The organism is Enterobacter sp. BNK-34, assembly GCF_048684445.1.
Taxonomy (GTDB): domain Bacteria; phylum Pseudomonadota; class Gammaproteobacteria; order Enterobacterales; family Enterobacteriaceae; genus Enterobacter; species Enterobacter pseudoroggenkampii.
In genome coordinates this window covers 209,847-226,547 of record NZ_JBLQUA010000001.1, presented here as the reverse complement: position 1 = coordinate 226,547, position 16,701 = coordinate 209,847, and the positions used below count along the sequence as shown (strand labels likewise).

Here is a 16,701-nt window from a genome sequence, read left to right as displayed (position 1 = left end):
CCCCTAAACGATAAAGTGGATGTGCTTTTTGCCATGGAACGGCGAGATCTCGATTTTGGTTTTGACCCGGAAGACGTCCCAGAGCAACGACTCGGATAAGATGTCCTGCGGTGTCCCCGTCGCCACAATTTGTCCTTTCTGCATCACAATCAGCGTGTCGCAGAACATCGAGGCATGGTTGAGATCGTGGATAGCGACAATGCTGGTGACCGGTAATTCGCTGATCAACTGCATCAGCTGCATCTGATGATGAATGTCCAGGTGGTTGGTCGGTTCATCCAGCAGGATTTCCGTCGGGGTCTGGGCCAGCGCGCGGGCAATGTGGACGCGCTGGCGCTCGCCGCCGGAGAGGCTCAGCCAGCCCTGGCCACTTTTATCCAGCATATCCACGCGCTGCAGAGCGGCGGTGACGGTTTCGTCATCGTGGTTGCTCCAGTTGGAAAAGGCGGAGTGGTGTGGAATACGCCCAAGTTTCACCACGTCGCGCACGCGCATATTGGCGTCCGTCATGCCGTGCTGCTCCACGAAGGCGACCCGGCGGGCAAGCTGCTTTTTGGCGATGCGGGAGATGTCCTGCCCGTCCAGGGTAACGCAGCCAGCATCCGGGCGACGCAGCCCCGCGAGGATCCGTAAAAGAGACGATTTCCCGCAGCCGTTAGGGCCAAGCAGTCCTACCGTTTCGCCCCGTGACACCTTCAGCGAGACGTCATTAACGATGACCTTTTTGCCGACCTTCCAGGTAATATTTTCCGCGCAGATGCTCATCACTTATTCCTTGAACGGTAGATAATCACGGCAAAGAAGGGGACGCCCACCAGCGCGGTGACCACCCCGACGGGCAGGCTTTGCGGTGCAATCAGCATGCGCGAGGCAATGTCTGCCAGCACCATCAGGATCGCCCCTGCCAGCGCGCTGGCAATCAGCAGCGTGCGGTGCAGCGGCCCGAACAGGAAGCGTATCACGTGCGGCACCACCAGCCCGACAAAGCCGATTGACCCCGCCATGCTGACGATGGTCGCGGTAATCAGCGCGGTAGTGGTAAAGAGCGTCAGGCGCACCCACGGGACGGCAATACCTAAAGAGGCGGCGGCGTCATCACCGAACGTGAAGGCATCCAGCGCCCGGGAATAGTAGAGGCAAACGGCTAATCCAATCAGTACCACGACCAGCGCCAGCTGGAATTCAGGCCAGCGTACGCCGCTGAAGCTGCCCAGCAGCCAGAACATCACGTCGCGCGCCTGCTGGGCGCTGGCGGAGGTGCTGATGGTGTAGGCGGTAATGGCGTTGAAAAGCTGCGAGGCGGCGACCCCTGCCAGAATGGTCCGTTCATTCCCGCCGCGCGCGCCGTTCGTCAGAAACGCGACAAACGCAAACGCGGCGAACGCCCCGGCAAAGGCACCGGCGGAGAGAGACACCGCACCGGTGCCGATCCCTAATACGACGACAGAAACCGCCCCGGTCGACGCGCCCGCGGACACGCCGAGCACGTAGGGTTCCGCCAGCGCGTTCTTCAGCAGGCTCTGCAATACGGCACCGCAGATGGCCAGCCCCGCGCCGCAGCAGGCCGCCACCAGCGCGCGGCTCAGGCGAAAGTCCCAGATGACGCTCTCATAGATGCGAGTGAGCGGAACCTCGGTAAGCCCCATTTTATTGCTGATGGCGTAAAACACGTTATCCAGCGGGATGGACAGCTCGCCGACGCTGACGCTCAGGGCGATCACCAGAAATAGCAGTACCAGGGCGAGCAAAGCCGAGGTCGTCAGAACCAGGCTCTGCCGGGCCTGAAGAACGGCGGATGTCATCAGTTCAGCCCCAGTTTTCTGAGCTGTTCGCCGACCTGCTCAGCCCCATAAATCGTGCGGATCGTCGGGTTCATCGCCTGGCCGTCCATCACCACGATGTGGCCTTTTTTCACGGCGTCCAGCTGGCTGACCGCCGGATCGCTCTTCAGGAATTTGATTTTCTCTTGTGCGTTATCCAGCGCCCAGCGGTTGCGATCCAGGCTGGAGACCACAATCACATCCGGATTGGCGGCAATAATGCTCTCCCAACCCACGGTCGGCCATTCGGTCTCGGAGGTGATGGCGTTATGCCCGCCCATCAGGCTCGCGATAAACCCGGAAGGGCTGTTTTTACCGCCGACGTAGGCGTCCGCAGAGGGGGAGGAGCTGGAGAACCAGAAGACAAACGACAGGTCTTTTTTGTTCTTGCCGAATTCCTTACGCAGGTCGGCCTCGCGCTTTTTGAAATCGGCAATCACGGCCTGACCGCGATCTTCAACGTTAAAGATTTTGGCGAAATCCTCAATCTCCTGATAGAGATACGTCATATCCCACAGTTTCTGGCGGCTGCCGTACATATCGCCGGTGGCTTTTTTAGTCGCGCACATGCCCGGTGACACGTAGCTGTTCATGCCCAGGGTCATCAGGTCTTCGCGTTTTGCGACCTTGCTTTCCGGCCCCAGCAACAGCGGCGTCTGGGCGGGGACAAAGTCGGGATTTTGCGCAAGCACGGATTCAAGGGTAGGGATTTCGACCGTCAGGGTTTTGATTTTTGCATTCTGTTCCGCCAGCTGCGGCAGCACTTTGGTCGGCCAGAAGGCGCTGGCCTTCACCTTATCTTCCAGCCCCAGCAGGAGCAAAATTTCGACGGTATTCTGGCCCAGGGCCACGACGCGTTCCGGCGCTTTGGTGAATGTTTCTTTATAGCCACAGTTTTCAATGGTCAGAGGATATGTGGTTGCCAGAGCAGAACTGACCGACGCAACCGCCAGGCCTAACGCGCAGATGACCTTCTTCATGAAACGCTACCCTTGATTAATATTATTATTGATGCAAATGAAACTCATTATTAAGGCGGAATTTTATACAGAGGAAACGATTTTGTGTCAATGAGGGACTATTACGCGGGGTAACGAAAGGCGGTGCCAGAAAACACCGCCAGAGTAGGGGCTTAAGCCAGGCTCTCTTTCTCAATCCCGAGTCGCTTCATGCGCGACAGCAGGGTGGTGCGTTTTAACCCCAGGCGCTGGGCGGCACCTTTTGGCCCGGCGACCACGCCGTTGGTCTCTTTCAGCACGCGCATAATGAGCTGATATTCATCTTCTCCCTCTTTCGCTGTCTCGGCGGCGGGCAGGGTCACGTCAGGCAGCGTCACTTCAGGCAGGGAGAGCTGCAGCACATTCCCCCGCGTCAGCAGCACCGCACGTTCGATGACGTTTTCCAGCTCGCGCACGTTGCCGGGCCACTCCATCGATGAAAGGGTACGCAACGTCTCGGCAGGAATGCTGTCGATATTTCGCCCCATCCTGCGCGCGATCTTGGCGGTAAACGCTTTGACCAGCAGGGGGATATCTTCCGGGCGCTCGCGCAGCGGCGGCAGGAAGATCGGGAACACGTTCAGGCGATAGTAAAGGTCGCTGCGAAACTCGCGGTCTGCGACCATTTTTTTCAGATCGCGGTTGGTGGCGGCAATCAGCCGCACGTCGGTCTGGATAAGCTTGTTGCTTCCCAGGCGCTCAAACTCCTGCTCCTGCAACACGCGCAGCAGTTTCGGCTGTAGCTCCAGCGGCATATCGCCCACTTCGTCGAGGAACAGCGAGCTTTTGTCCGCCAGCTCAAAACGGCCCAGCCGCTGGCTGCTTGCCCCGGTGAATGCACCGCGCTCGTGGCCGAACAGATCGCTTTCCAGCAGTCCTGCGGGCATCGCGGCGCAGTTCATCTTCACCATCCGTCGGCTGTTGCGGTTGCTCAGGTTGTGGATGGCGCGGGCAATCAGCTCTTTACCCGTACCGGTTTCGCCCAGGATCAGCACCGTGCTGTCGCTTTGCGCCACCATCTCGACCTGCTTGAGCACGCTGTACATGGCGTCGCTGCGCCCGATGATTTCACCAAACTCGCTGTCCACGTTGTTGAGCTGTTCGGTCAGGGCCAGGTTCTCATCCACCAGACGCTCTTTCAGACGATGAATTTCCTGGTAGGCGAGGGCGTTATCCAGGGCGATGGAAATACGTTCGGCGATCTGACGCAGCAGCTTCAGGTTGGCGGTGGTGAACACGCCCTCCTCACACTGCGCCAGCTTAAGCACGCCCAGCATGGTGTTGCCGGACATCAGCGGCAGCAGGCACAGGGTCTGAATTTTGTTGCCCCAGGTGTTAAACAGCATTCGCTCGTACGGCGCGACAGGATCCTGCTCGTTCAGGTTGAGCAGGAGGATCTCTTTGCTTTTGAAGACCCGTTCAGAAAGGGTCCCCGCTTCATCCACTTCGCTCTGCTCGTGTGCCGGGTTGGCTTCATCAAGATAATGCGTGGAGTAGATGTTCAGCTTGCCCTTGCGATGGCCGCGAAGCGCAATGCTGATGGCGTCGATTTTGAAATAGTGGTGGATCTCTTTCGAGACTTCGCTCACCAGTTCATCCATGTCGAGCCGTGACAGCACGGCGTTGGTGATGGCGACCAGAATGCGGAAGTTGTCGCGTTCGCGGCTCAGCAGGTCGTAATCCACATTATTGGTCACGCGGCTTTGGATCTGCTCAGCGACGACGGCCACAATCTGGGTAAAGGTGTGCAGGCGTTCGTATTCCGCCTCGCTCCAGGGCTGGTCGGTGGTGCGGATAAACTCGCAGCCGCCAAAAATCTGACCCTCTGCCGCCAGCGGCAACATGCAGTAATGCCCGAAAGGTTGATAAAGGTTGCTCTGTGCCAGCCGCGGCCACGCCTGGCGGAACTCCTCAAAATTGCAGTGCAGCACTTCAGGCCGGGAGAGAATGCGGCGCACCGGGCCATGAGCGAGATACGTTTCGTCTTCATATTCGAACGTTTTGCCATTGTCACGCGTTGAGTAGTAGCTCGCACGGTGCGTTCCGCTATGCCACAGTACAATCGCGGCGCTGTCGGCCAGCGCCGACTGCCTGACCAGCCGGGTCAGGGCATCGCTCAGCGCGCCGAGATCGGGCTGCTGTAAAAGTGTGCGCGTGATGTCAAACAGGCCCTGCTGTCCAAGATCGCTCATCGGTGTATACGGCATAGTGCTTTCCAGTAGAAACGAGCAAAAAAATCCATGCTGACCGCTTTTGGCGCGGTTCTAGCAAATACGGGGTAAAGGTTCCGCGTGCGGCAGATCCAGCGTGCGCTTCACGCCATAAAGCCCGGTCAGGCGCACCCCTTTGCGCTCAACCACTTCACCAATCATTGCCGCCTCTTTTCCTGACGGATGAGCCCGCAGCTGTTCAAGAACGGCTTCCGCTGCCGCACGTTCAACGCCAATCACCAATTTGCCTTCGTTTGCGAAGTTAAGCGGGTCCAGCCCCAGCAGTTCGCAAAGCCCGCGAACGGCGGGCTTAACGGGCAGGCTGCGCTCGGTGAGTTCAATCCCATACCCGCAGCTTGCTGCAAATTCGTGGACCACGGCATTCACGCCGCCTCGCGTGGCGTCCCGCAGGGCTTTGACGCCGGGTACGGCACGCAGCGTCTGAATCAGCGGGGTGAGCACCGCGCAGTCGCTGCGCAGTTCCCCGTCCAGCCCCAGGCCTTCGCGCAGATTCAGGATGGTCGCCCCGTGACAGCCCAGCGTTCCGGTCACGATCAGCACGTCGCCCACGCTAAGCTGCTGCGCGCCCCAGTGAATATCGGCGGGGATCGCCCCCACGCCGGCGGTGTTGATAAACAGCTTGTCGGCCGCACCGCGCTGCACCACTTTGGTATCGCCGGTTACGATAGCTATCCCCGCCTCGCGCGCGGTCTGCGCCATGCTGTTGACCACTGTTGTGAGCGTCTCCATCGGCAGGCCCTCCTCGAGGATAAACCCGCAGGAGAGGTAGCGCGGAACGGCGCCGCTGACGGCCACGTCGTTGGCCGTGCCGCAGACGGCGAGCTTGCCGATATCGCCACCCGGGAAGAACAGCGGGTCAATGACGTAGCTGTCGGTGGAGAAGGCCAGCCTGTCGCCCTGGGCGGTGAGGGTGGCGAGGTCAATGCGCGCCTGGTCTTCCTGTTCGGCGAGCCAGGGGTTGTTAAAGGCCGCCATAAACAGCCGGTTAATGAGCTGCTGCATCGCCTGTCCGCCGCTACCGTGCGCCATTTCAACCGTATTCATGCTTCACTCTCCTGGTTGCGATACTGATACCACGCGGCACACGCCCCTTCGGAGGAGACCATCAGCGCGCCAAACGCCGTTTGCGGGTTGCAGGTATTGCCAAATAACGGGCACTGATGCGGTTTGCATTTGCCGGTGAGCACCTCGCCGCAGCGGGCCCGTGGATCGTCGCAAACCTGCTGCGGCTGCGGGCGGAAATGCGCTTCGGCGTCGAATGTGCGATAGGCTGACGTCAGGCGCACGCCGGATTCGGCAATCAGCCCCAGACCACGCCATTCGCTGTCGCCCTCAACGCTAAACACGTCGGCTATCGCCTGCTGTGCCCGTTCATTTCCCGCATCCGGCACCACGCGCCGGTACTGGTTTTCCACTGCACTCAGGGCCGCTATTTTCTGCTCAACCAGCATGGTGACACCTTGCAGTAGATCAAGTGGTTCGAAACCAGCGACCACTAACGGACGATTGTACTGTTCAGCGATAAAACCGTAGGCGTCTGTGCCAATCACCATGCTGACATGCCCCGGTGCCAGAAAGGCGTCAATGCCGTTTCCCGGCTCTTCCAGCAGGCTGCGCAGGGTGGGGATAAGCGTAATGTGCTGGCAGAAGAAGAAAAAGTTATCGACGCCGCGCGCTTTCGCCTGCTGCAGCGTGATGGCGGTGGCGGGCATGGTGGTTTCAAACCCCAGGCCGAAAAACACCACCTTGCGCGCGGGATTATTCTCTGCCAGCGTCAGGGCATCCATCGGCGAATAGACGATCCGCACGTCCGCACCGCGCGCTTTTGCCTGCAGCAGCGAGCCGTTTTTCCCCGGCACGCGCATCGCGTCGCCAAAGGTGCAGAAAATGACGTCGGGCTGGCTGGCAATTTCAATACAGCTGTCGATGCGCCCCATCGGCAGCACGCAGACCGGGCAGCCGGGGCCGTGGATAAACTCGATGTTCTCCGGCAGCAGCTGGTCGAGGCCAAATTTGAAGATGGCGTGCGTGTGCCCGCCGCACACCTCCATGATCCGCAGCGGTCTTTCTGTCGTGTAGTCCAGCAGCGCTGCGCGCGTTTTCAGGTAGCCGATAAGCTGCAGCACCTGCTCCGGCGCGCGGTATTCATCAACGTAACGCATGATTACCGCTCCTCGCCGTACAGCAGCGCGCCCACGTCCGGCTCCACGTCAAACATGTTCTGCAACGCATCCAGCGTGTCGCGGGCTTCCGCTTCGTTAATCACGCTCATGGCAAACCCCACGTGCACCAGCACCCACTGGCCGAGACGCGATGCGCCCGTTTCATCTGTGTTGCCCACCAGCGTCAGGTCCACGTCGCGCAGGATGCCGCAGACCTCGACTTTGGCCTGATTACCGTCGATGGCGTAAATTTGCCCAGGTACGCCTATGCACATCGCTCGTTCTCCAGCCACTGTAGCCAACTGTCCATGCCGTCACCGCGCGTGGCGGAGACCAGCAGGATCTCAATCTCCGGATTCACTTCATGGGCATACGCCAGGCACCTATCCACGTCGAAATTCAGGTACGGCAGCAGGTCGACTTTGTTCAGCAGCATGACGGACGCAGCGGCAAACATATGCGGGTACTTCAGCGGTTTGTCTTCGCCTTCGGTCACCGAAAGCACCGCCACCTTGTGCCGTTCGCCCAGGTCGAAGCTCGCCGGGCAGACCAGGTTGCCGACGTTTTCAATAAACAGAATGCCGTCATCCGCCAGCGGCAGACGCGGGGCGGCGTCGGCAATCATCTGCGCATCCAGGTGGCAGCCTTTGCCGGTATTAACCTGAATCGCCGGGGTGCCGGTTGCGCGAATACGCGCCGCGTCGTTAACGGTTTGCTGGTCGCCTTCAATCACCGCGCAGGAGACGCGCCCGTTCAGGCGTTTGAGCGTTTCCGTTAACAGCGTGGTTTTGCCGGAGCCGGGGCTGGAGACCAGGTTCAGCACCAGCTGTTTGCGGGTGGCAAAGCGGGCGCGGTTGCGGGCGGCGATCTGGTTATTTTTGTCCAGCACGTTGATTTCCACTTCCAGCATCTGGCGCTGGCTGATACCCGGCGCGTGGGTGCCCGCTTCCCCATGGCCGTAATGCAGATCGCCCGCCTCGGAGCGTTGCGGGGCGAAGGTGATACCGGTCAGTGCCGCAGAAGGGCGTGGGGCAGGAGAAAAGGGCGCGGAGCGAAACGCGGAATGGGGGCGATGTTCATCCCCTTCTATATACAGGTTGCCTTCGGCGCAACCGCAGGTGCTACACATACTTTACTCCTTCTCGATTTCGAGGCGTTGGATCTGCATGCCGTCATCCGCCACGATGCGAAGACCAGTGCTCTGACACTGCGGACAGCGCTGAACCTTCGATGACAGCAGGGTGACGTACTGCTGGCACTGTTCGCACCAGCACTCCGCCTGCTGCTCTTCAATATGCAGTTCGCAGCCTTCCGCCAGCGTGCCGCGGCACACCAGTTCAAAACAGAAATTCAGGGCGCTGGTCTCGACGCAGGAAAACGCCCCGACCTTCAGCCAGACGCCGGTAACGCGTTTCGCGTGGTTTTGCACTGCCTGCTGCTCGATAAGTTCCAGAGCCCGCTGGCAGAGGGTGATTTCGTGCATGACGCCTCCTCAGTGAATTGCGCCATTGAATGCAATAACGATGCCAGCTTGATTTTTGTTAAGGCGTGACGATGTCAACGCTGTCGAAATGACACGTCGACACCGCGGCGTTGACAGCGGTTTTGCAATTAAACACATTAAAAATCATAAAGATAAAAACTGGCATGGAATCTGCTTAACAGCCGCTATCTCCATTAAACGGATACCTTCTATGACTATTTGGGAAATCAGCGAAAAAGCGGATTACATCGCGCAGCGTCATCAGCAGCTGCAGGACCAGTGGCACCTTTACTGCAACTCGCTGGTTCAGGGCATTACCCTCTCGAAAGCGCGTCTTCACCACGCGATGAGCTGCGCGGCACAGGGGGATATGAGCTTTGTCCTGTTCGGCCATTTCACCATTAACGTGACCCTGGCGGATAACTTCAACAGCCACACCATTGAGTACCACCTCGAGACAAAAGACGGCGAAAAACAGTGTATTGCGAAGGCGCAGCTGATGGCCGACGGCATGGTGGACGGCCACGTCAGCAACCGCGATCGCCAGCAGGTGCTGGAGCACTATCTGGAAAAAATCGCGCCGGTCTATAACGGCCTGTACGCCGCCGTTGAACGCGATCTCCCGGTCAACCTGAAGCAGCTGATGGACGGAAATACCTCAGCTAACGTGGCCTGACCCTTGCGTGTCGAGAAGTGTCGACAAGACAGTTTTTCGTCAAAAATGACTATCACCAGAGGATGACCCGGTGAACCGTTTTGTAATTGCCGACTCGACGGTCTGTATTGGCTGTCGAACCTGTGAGGCGGCGTGTTCGGAAACGCATCGCCTGCATGGGCTGCAGTCCATGCCGCGCCTGCACGTCATGCGTAATGAAAAAGAGTCTGCCCCGCAGCTCTGCCATCACTGTGAAGATGCTCCCTGCGCGGGTGTCTGCCCAGTGAATGCCATCACCCGTGTTGATGGCGCTGTCCAGCTGAACGAAAGCCTGTGCGTAAGCTGCAAGCTGTGCGGCATCGCCTGCCCGTTTGGCGCGATTGAATTTTCCGGCAGCCGTCCGCTGCACATTCCGGCGAACGCTAACTCGCCAAAAGCCCCGCCTGCGCCACCGGCTCCGGCACGCGTAAGCACGCTGCTGGACTGGGTGCCCGGCATCCGCGCCGTGGCGGTGAAGTGCGACCTGTGCAGCTTCGATGAGCAGGGTCCGGCCTGCGTGCGCACCTGCCCGACTAAGGCATTGATTCTGGTTAACATTCGCGACATCGCCCGTACCAGCAAGCGTAAACGCGAGCTGACCATCAACAGTGATTTTGGCGACCTTTCTCTGCTACAGGCGCTTAACGAGGGGGCGAAATGAACGCGGCAATGATGATTACCAGCGCGGTAGCCTGTTTTACTGCCGCCGCTGTTCTGGCGCTGATCTTCTCATTCCATAAAACCCTGAGCGGCGCGATCGCCGGGATTGGCGGGGCGGTAGCTAGCCTGATGACGCTGGCGGCAGGCGGCGTTGTCCTGCTCGGCGGCCAGTCCGCAGAAACCGTGATGCCGCTGATTCGGCACACCGTTGAGATCACGCCCCTGAACGCCATCTGGCTGGTGACGTTTGGTCTGTGCGGGCTGTTTATCAGCCTGTTCAATATCGACTGGCACCGCCACCCGCACGCTAAAGCCAACGGCCTGCTGGTCAATCTGCTGATGGCGACGGCGGTCTGTACCGTTATCGCCAGCAACCTCGGCGCGCTGGTGGTGATGGCGGAAATCATGGCGCTGTGCGGCGTGTTCCTGACGGGCTGCAGCGCCTCCGGCAAGCTGTGGTTTGCGCTGGGACGCCTTGGGACGCTGCTGCTGGCGCTGGCCTGCTGGCTGGTGTGGCAACGCTTTGGCACGCTGGATTTCTCTGCGCTCAACGGGCATCCGCTGGGGAATGACGTCTGGCTGCTGGGCGTTATCGGCTTTGGCCTGCTCGCTGGCATCATCCCGCTGCACGGCTGGGTGCCGCAGGCGCATGCGAATGCCTCCGCGCCCGCCGCCGCGCTGTTTTCGGTGGTGGTGATGAAAGTGGGTCTGTTCGGAATTTTGGCGATTACGCTGACCGGCGGACAACCGCCGCTGTGGTGGGGCGTTGTGCTGCTGATCGCCGGAATGATTACCGCGTTCGTCGGCGGCCTGTACGCGCTGATGGAGCACAATATCCAGCGTCTTCTGGCGTACCACACGCTTGAAAATATCGGCATCATCCTGCTCGGTATTGGCGCGGGCGTAACCGGGCTGGCGCTCAATCATCCGGCGCTAATCGCGGCCGGTTTTATCGGCGGTCTTTATCACCTTGTTAACCATAGCCTGTTTAAAAGCACCCTGTTCCTCGGGGCGGGCAGCGTCTGGTTCCGCACCGGCCATCGGGATATCGAAAAGCTGGGCGGGATTGGCAAAAAGATGCCGGTAATTTCACTGGCGATGCTGGTCGGGCTGATGGCGATGGCCGCGCTGCCGCCGCTGAACGGCTTTGCCGGGGAGTGGGTGATCTATCAGTCCTTCTTCGCGCTCGGTCAGAGCGATCTCTTTATCGCGCGTTTGCTCGGCCCGCTGCTGGCGGTCGGGCTGGCAATTACCGGGGCGCTGGCGGTGATGTGCATGGCGAAAGTCTACGGCGTGACCTTCCTCGGCGCGCCGCGCACCCGCGAAGCTGAAAACGCCTGCTGCGCACCGTTGTTGATGGGCGTGAGCGTGGTCGCGCTGGCGCTGTGCTGCATCGCGGGCGGCGTCGCCGCGCCGTGGCTGTTGCCGCTGCTGGGCAACGCCATTCCGCTGCCGCTGACCGTGGCGAATACCACCGTCTCTCAGCCTATGATCGCGCTGCTGCTGATTGGCGCACCGCTGCTGCCGCTCGTCCTGATGCTGTTCTTCAAACGCGACAGGCTCACCTCCCGCGCGCGCGGTGCGGCGTGGGCCTGCGGCTACGAACATGAACAGTCGATGGTTATCACAGCCCACGGTTTCGCCATGCCGGTGAAGGAGAACTTCGCCGCCGTGCTGAAGCTGCGCCACTGGTTGAATCCGGTGGCCTGGGTACCCGGCTGGCAGAGCGCCGCCGCGCCCGCGCTGTTCCGCCGTCTGGCGGCCATCGAGCTGGCGGTGCTGGTGGTCATTGTGATTTCACGAGGAGCCTGACATGAGTTTGTTACTGGCAATTCTTCAGGCGCTGGTGCTGTTCGCCGCCGCGCCGCTGCTGTCGGGCATCACGCGCGTGGCGCGCGCCCGGATGCACAACCGTCGCGGGCCTGGGGTGCTTCAGGAGTACCGCGATCTCTTCAAACTGCTTTCTCGTCAGAGCGTGGCGCCGGATGCCGCAGGCTGGGTCTTCCGCCTGACGCCCTTCGTGATGGTGGGCGTCATGCTGACCATCGCCACCGCGCTGCCGGTGGTGACGGTAGGATCGCCGCTGCCGGCGCTCGGGGATCTGATTACGCTTATCTACCTCTTTGCCATCGCCCGTTTCTTCTTTGCGATTGCGGGCCTCGACACCGGGAGCCCGTTTACCGGCATCGGTGCCAGCCGCGAGGCGATGCTCGGCGTGCTGGTTGAGCCGATCCTGCTGCTGGGGCTGTGGGTCGCCGCGCAGGTGGCGGGTTCCACCCACATCAGCTTTATCACCCACACCGTTTACCACTGGCCGGTGGCGCGCTCAATCCCGCTGGTGCTGGCGCTGTGCGCCTGCGCGTTCGCCACCTTCATTGAGATGGGCAAACTGCCGTTCGACCTGGCGGAAGCCGAGCAGGAGCTGCAGGAAGGGCCGCTTACCGAGTACAGCGGCTACGGCTTCGCGGTGCTGAAGTGGGGCATCAGCCTCAAGCAGCTGGTGGTGCTGCAGATGTTTGTCGGCGTCTTCTTCCCGTGGGGGCAGATGACGCACTTCTCCGCGGGCGGTCTGCTGCTGGCCGTCGTGGTTGCCGTCCTCAAGCTGCTGGTCGGCGTGCTGGTGATTGCCCTGTTTGAAAACAGCATGGCGCGCCTGCGTTTTGTCGAAACGTCACGCATCACCTGGGCCGGTTTTGGTTTTGCATTTTTAGCGTTCGTCTCCTTGCTGGTGGCGTGATTAAAGAGAGTATTTATGTCTGAAGAAAAGAAAGGTCAGCAGTATCTCGCCGCATTGCATCAGGCTTTCCCCGGCGTGGTGCTGGAGGAGTCCTGGCAAACCAAAGACCAGGTAACCGTCACCGTAAAGGTGAATTATCTGCCGGAAGTGGTGGAGTTTCTCTACTACCGGCAGGGCGGCTGGCTGTCGGTACTGTTCGGCAACGACGAGCGCCAGCTGTGCGGCAGCTATGCGGTGTACTACGTGATGTCGATGGAGCAGGGCGAAAAATGCTGGCTCACCGTGCGCGTCGAAGTCGACCCGAATAAGCCGGAATATCCGTCCGTCACGCCGCGCGTGCCTGCCGCCGTCTGGGGCGAGCGCGAAGTGCGCGACATGTACGGCCTGGTGCCGGTCGGCCTGCCGGACGAGCGCCGCCTGGTGCTACCGGACGACTGGCCGGACGAGCTCTATCCGCTGCGCAAAGACAGCATGGACTACCGCCAGCGCCCGGCGCCGACTACCGACAGCGAAACCTACGAATTCATCAACGAGCTGGGCAGCAAGAAGAATAACGTGGTGCCGATCGGCCCGCTGCACGTCACCTCTGACGAGCCGGGCCACTTCCGCCTGTTCGTCGACGGTGAAAACATTATCGACGCCGACTACCGCCTGTTCTACGTCCACCGCGGCATGGAAAAGCTGGCGGAAACCCGCATGGGCTACAACGAAGTGACGTTCCTCTCTGACCGCGTGTGCGGCATTTGCGGCTTTGCCCACAGCACCGCCTACACCACCTCGGTGGAGAACGGCATGGGGATCGTGGTGCCGGAGCGCGCGCAGATGATCCGCGCCATTCTGCTGGAGGTGGAGCGCCTGCACTCGCACCTGCTGAACCTCGGCCTGGCCTGCCACTTTGTCGGCTTTGATTCCGGGTTTATGCAGTTCTTCCGCGTGCGCGAAGCGTCGATGAAGATGGCGGAGATCCTCACCGGGGCGCGTAAAACCTACGGCCTGAACCTGATCGGCGGGATCCGCCGCGACCTGCTGAAGGACGACATGATCCAGACCCGCCAGCTGGCGCAGCAGATGCGCCGCGACGTGCAGGAGCTGGTGGACATGCTGCTCAGCACGCCAAACATTGAGCAGCGCACCGTCGGCATTGGCCGCCTTGACCCGGAAATTGCCCGCGACTTCAGCAACGTCGGCCCGATGGTGCGCGCCAGCGGCCACGCCCGCGATACCCGCGCCGATCACCCGTTCGTCGGCTACGGCCTGCTGCCGATGACCGTGCACAGCGAGCAGGGCTGCGACGTCATCTCGCGGCTCAAGGTGCGCATCAACGAGGTGTTCACCGCCCTGAACATGATCGACTTTGGTCTGGACAACCTGCCGGGCGGCCCGCTGATGGTGGAGGGCTTCACCTACATCCCGAACCGCTTTGCCCTTGGCTTTGCCGAAGCGCCGCGCGGGGACGATATCCACTGGAGCATGACCGGCGACAACCAGAAGCTCTACCGCTGGCGTTGCCGCGCGGCCACCTACGCCAACTGGCCAACCCTGCGCTACATGCTGCGCGGTAACACCGTCTCTGACGCGCCGCTGATCATCGGCAGCCTCGACCCGTGCTACTCCTGCACCGACCGCATGACCGTAGTCGATGTGCGCAAGAAGAAAAGCCAGGTGGTGCCGTACAAAGAGCTTGAGCGCTACAGCATCGAGCGTAAAAACTCGCCGCTGAAATAAGGACTCGCCATGTTTACCTTTATCAAAAAAGTGATCAAAACGGGCACGCAGACCAGCAGCTATCCGCTGGAGCCGATGCCGGTGGATAAAAACTTTCGCGGCAAGCCGGAGCACAATCCGCAGCAGTGCATCGGCTGCGCGGCCTGCGTCAATGCCTGTCCGTCGAACGCCTTAACGGTGGAAACGGATCTCAAAACCGGCGAGCTGGCCTGGCAGTTCAACCTCGGGCGCTGCATCTTCTGCGGCCGCTGCGAGGAGGTGTGCCCGACGGTCGCCATTCGTCTGTCGCAGGAGTACGAGCTGGCGGTATGGAAGAAAGAAGACTTCCTGCAGCAGTCGCGCTTTGACCTGTGCAACTGCCGCGTCTGCAAACGCCCGTTCGCCGTGCAGAAAGAGATCGACTACGCCATCGCGCTGCTGCAGCGCAACGGCGACGCCCGCGCGGAGCATCACCGTGAAAGCTTTGAAACCTGCCCGGCGTGCAAGCGTCAGAAGTGCCTGCTGCCGTCCGACCGCATTGATATTACCCGCCATATGAGAGAGGCCAGCTGATGGAAAACCTACTGGGCCCGCGCGACGACAACGGCATTCCGGTGCCGATGACGGTGGACGAATCCATCGCCAGCATGAAGGCGTCGCTGCTGAAAAAAATCAAACGCTCGGCCTACGTCTACCGCGTGGACTGCGGCGGCTGCAACGGCTGCGAGATTGAGATCTTCGCCACCCTGTCGCCGCTGTTTGACGCCGAGCGCTTCGGCATCAAAGTGGTGCCGTCCCCGCGCCACGCGGACATCCTGCTGTTTACCGGGGCCGTCACCCGCGCCATGCGCTCGCCCGCGCTGCGCGCCTGGCAGTCCGCCCCTGACCCGAAAATCTGCATCTCGTACGGCGCCTGCGGCAACAGCGGCGGCATCTTCCATGACCTCTACTGCGTCTGGGGCGGCACCGACAAAATCGTGCCGGTGGACGTCTACATTCCGGGCTGCCCGCCGACGCCTGCCGCAACGCTGTACGGCTTTGCCATGGCGCTTGGCCTGCTGGAGCAGAAAATCCACGCGCGCGAGCCGGGCGAGTTGGACAACCAGCCAGCGGCTATTCTGCACCCGGATATGGTGCAGCCGCTGCGGGTGAAGATCGATCGCGCGGCGCGCAGGCTGGCGGGCTATCGCTACGGCCGTCAGATTGCCGACGACTATCTGCGCCTGCTGAGCCAGGGCGAGCATCAGGTCGCACGCTGGCTGGAGGCGGAAAACGATCCGCGCCTCAATGAGATTGTGGCGAACCTGAACAGTATCGTCGATGAGGCGCGTATCCGATGAGTGAAACGGTGGTGTTCAGCCAGCTGAGCCGTAAGTTTATTGATGAGAACGATGCCACGCCGGATGCGGCGCAGCAGGTGGTCTATTACAGCCTGGCGATTGGGCATCACCTCGGGGTGATCGACTGCCTGGAGGCGGCGCTGAGCTGTCCGTGGTCCGAGTATCTGGCGTGGATCGCCACGCTGGAGGAGGGCAGTACGGCGCGTCGCAAGATGGAAGGCGTGCCGAAGTACGGCGAGATCGTGATCGATGCCAACCACATTGCGATGCTCGCCAACGCCTTTGACGCGGCGCTCGGCGGGCAAACCCCCGAGCAGCAGGCGTGGAGCAAAACGCTGCTCGGCATGCTGCACGATATTCATCAGGAGAGCGCCATCTACCTGATGGTGAGGAGATTACGTGACTGACGTTTTACTGTGTGTCGGCAACAGCATGATGGGGGACGACGGCGCGGGTCCGCTGCTGGCGGAGATGTGCGCCGCGAACCCGCAGGGCAGTTGGGTGGTGATTGATGGCGGCAGCGCGCCGGAAAACGACGTGGTCGCCATTCGCGAACTGCGCCCGGACAGGCTGTTAATCGTCGATGCCACCGATATGGGACTCAACCCCGGCGAGATCCGCCTGATTGACCCGGACGACATCGCCGAGATGTTTATGATGACTACCCACAATATGCCGCTGAACTACCTGGTCGATCAGATTAAAGACGACGTGGGCGAGGTGCTCTTTTTGGGTATTCAGCCGGACATTGTCGGGTTTTATTACCCGATGACGCCGCCGGTGAAGGAGGCGGTGGACGTGGTGTATTCACGGCTTGCGGAATGGGTTGGGGACGGGGATTTCTCCCGGCTCTGAGCAGTGCCGGGTGGCGG

General features: G+C 60.7%; 18 protein-coding genes. 9 read left to right on the top strand and 9 right to left on the bottom strand.

What is annotated here, in order from left to right; translation table 11 throughout:
- Positions 1-3 precede the first annotated feature (3 nt).
- The 9 genes from ACMGG5_RS01215 to hypA all read right to left on the bottom strand — a co-directional run bounded on the left by ACMGG5_RS01215 (position 4) and on the right by hypA (position 8,694).
- Positions 4-765: an ABC transporter ATP-binding protein gene (locus ACMGG5_RS01215; RefSeq protein WP_420277373.1), complete on the bottom strand. Its 762-nt coding sequence runs from the start codon at positions 763-765 to the stop codon at positions 4-6.
- On the bottom strand, positions 765-1,802 hold the full coding sequence (locus tag ACMGG5_RS01210) for a FecCD family ABC transporter permease (protein ID WP_420277372.1): 1,038 nt from the start codon (positions 1,800-1,802) through the stop codon (positions 765-767). Before ACMGG5_RS01210 ends, ACMGG5_RS01215 begins: the two co-directional genes overlap by 1 nt.
- Positions 1,802-2,800, bottom strand: coding sequence for an ABC transporter substrate-binding protein (locus tag ACMGG5_RS01205; protein ID WP_420277371.1), 999 nt, complete (start codon positions 2,798-2,800; stop codon positions 1,802-1,804). The genes ACMGG5_RS01210 and ACMGG5_RS01205 overlap by 1 nt, the downstream gene beginning before the upstream one ends.
- Positions 2,801-2,952: 152 nt before the next feature.
- Entirely contained in the window at positions 2,953-5,025 is a 2,073-nt protein-coding gene (gene flhA, locus ACMGG5_RS01200) for a formate hydrogenlyase transcriptional activator FlhA (protein ID WP_420277370.1), read from the bottom strand.
- A gap of 57 nt (positions 5,026-5,082) precedes the next feature.
- Positions 5,083-6,093, bottom strand: a complete 1,011-nt coding sequence (hypE, locus tag ACMGG5_RS01195) for a hydrogenase expression/formation protein HypE (RefSeq protein ID WP_208763229.1) — start codon at positions 6,091-6,093, stop codon at positions 5,083-5,085.
- Positions 6,090-7,211: a hydrogenase formation protein HypD gene (gene hypD, locus ACMGG5_RS01190; RefSeq protein ID WP_248165722.1), complete on the bottom strand. Its 1,122-nt coding sequence runs from the start codon at positions 7,209-7,211 to the stop codon at positions 6,090-6,092. Before hypD ends, hypE begins: the two co-directional genes overlap by 4 nt.
- A gap of 2 nt (positions 7,212-7,213) precedes the next feature.
- Positions 7,214-7,486 (bottom strand): HypC/HybG/HupF family hydrogenase formation chaperone, encoded by a 273-nt coding sequence (locus ACMGG5_RS01185; RefSeq protein WP_024909236.1) that lies wholly within the window; start codon positions 7,484-7,486, stop codon positions 7,214-7,216.
- Positions 7,477-8,340, bottom strand: coding sequence for a hydrogenase nickel incorporation protein HypB (gene hypB / locus ACMGG5_RS01180; RefSeq protein ID WP_420277369.1), 864 nt, complete (start codon positions 8,338-8,340; stop codon positions 7,477-7,479). The genes ACMGG5_RS01185 and hypB overlap by 10 nt, the downstream gene beginning before the upstream one ends.
- Before the next feature lie 3 nt (positions 8,341-8,343).
- A complete protein-coding gene (hypA, locus tag ACMGG5_RS01175; protein ID WP_029739533.1) occupies positions 8,344-8,694 on the bottom strand; it encodes a hydrogenase maturation nickel metallochaperone HypA in 351 nt (116 codons plus the stop codon).
- A 211-nt stretch (positions 8,695-8,905) separates the two neighbouring features.
- On the opposite strand from hypA, the gene hycA reads away from it, so the two are divergent.
- The 9 genes from hycA to hycI all read left to right on the top strand — a co-directional run bounded on the left by hycA (position 8,906) and on the right by hycI (position 16,684).
- Positions 8,906-9,370: a formate hydrogenlyase regulator HycA gene (gene hycA / locus ACMGG5_RS01170; RefSeq protein ID WP_024909233.1), complete on the top strand. Its 465-nt coding sequence runs from the start codon at positions 8,906-8,908 to the stop codon at positions 9,368-9,370.
- A 70-nt stretch (positions 9,371-9,440) separates the two neighbouring features.
- Positions 9,441-10,049 (top strand): 4Fe-4S dicluster domain-containing protein, encoded by a 609-nt coding sequence (locus tag ACMGG5_RS01165; RefSeq protein ID WP_023308971.1) that lies wholly within the window; start codon positions 9,441-9,443, stop codon positions 10,047-10,049.
- The gene (gene hycC / locus ACMGG5_RS01160) at positions 10,046-11,860 is read left to right on the top strand and encodes a formate hydrogenlyase subunit 3 (RefSeq protein ID WP_048993007.1); all 1,815 of its coding nucleotides are present in this window, start codon (positions 10,046-10,048) and stop codon (positions 11,858-11,860) included. The genes ACMGG5_RS01165 and hycC overlap by 4 nt, the downstream gene beginning before the upstream one ends.
- A 1-nt stretch (position 11,861) precedes the next feature.
- Positions 11,862-12,785, top strand: coding sequence for a respiratory chain complex I subunit 1 family protein (locus ACMGG5_RS01155; protein ID WP_032648046.1), 924 nt, complete (start codon positions 11,862-11,864; stop codon positions 12,783-12,785).
- A 15-nt stretch (positions 12,786-12,800) separates the two neighbouring features.
- Complete coding sequence (gene hycE, locus ACMGG5_RS01150) at positions 12,801-14,510, top strand: formate hydrogenlyase subunit HycE (RefSeq protein WP_048993005.1); 1,710 nt, start codon at positions 12,801-12,803, stop codon at positions 14,508-14,510.
- 9 nt (positions 14,511-14,519) lie between these two features.
- The gene (locus ACMGG5_RS01145) at positions 14,520-15,062 is read left to right on the top strand and encodes a formate hydrogenlyase complex iron-sulfur subunit (protein ID WP_420277368.1); all 543 of its coding nucleotides are present in this window, start codon (positions 14,520-14,522) and stop codon (positions 15,060-15,062) included.
- Positions 15,062-15,829 carry an NADH-quinone oxidoreductase subunit B family protein gene (locus ACMGG5_RS01140; protein WP_420277366.1) on the top strand — a complete coding sequence of 256 codons (768 nt, stop codon included), beginning with the start codon at positions 15,062-15,064 and terminating at the stop codon, positions 15,827-15,829. The genes ACMGG5_RS01145 and ACMGG5_RS01140 overlap by 1 nt, the downstream gene beginning before the upstream one ends.
- Positions 15,826-16,236, top strand: a complete 411-nt coding sequence (locus tag ACMGG5_RS01135; RefSeq protein WP_024909227.1) for a formate hydrogenlyase maturation HycH family protein — start codon at positions 15,826-15,828, stop codon at positions 16,234-16,236. The genes ACMGG5_RS01140 and ACMGG5_RS01135 overlap by 4 nt, the downstream gene beginning before the upstream one ends.
- Positions 16,229-16,684: a hydrogenase maturation peptidase HycI gene (hycI, locus tag ACMGG5_RS01130; RefSeq protein WP_061714557.1), complete on the top strand. Its 456-nt coding sequence runs from the start codon at positions 16,229-16,231 to the stop codon at positions 16,682-16,684. Before ACMGG5_RS01135 ends, hycI begins: the two co-directional genes overlap by 8 nt.
- The last annotated feature ends 17 nt before the right edge of the window (positions 16,685-16,701 follow it).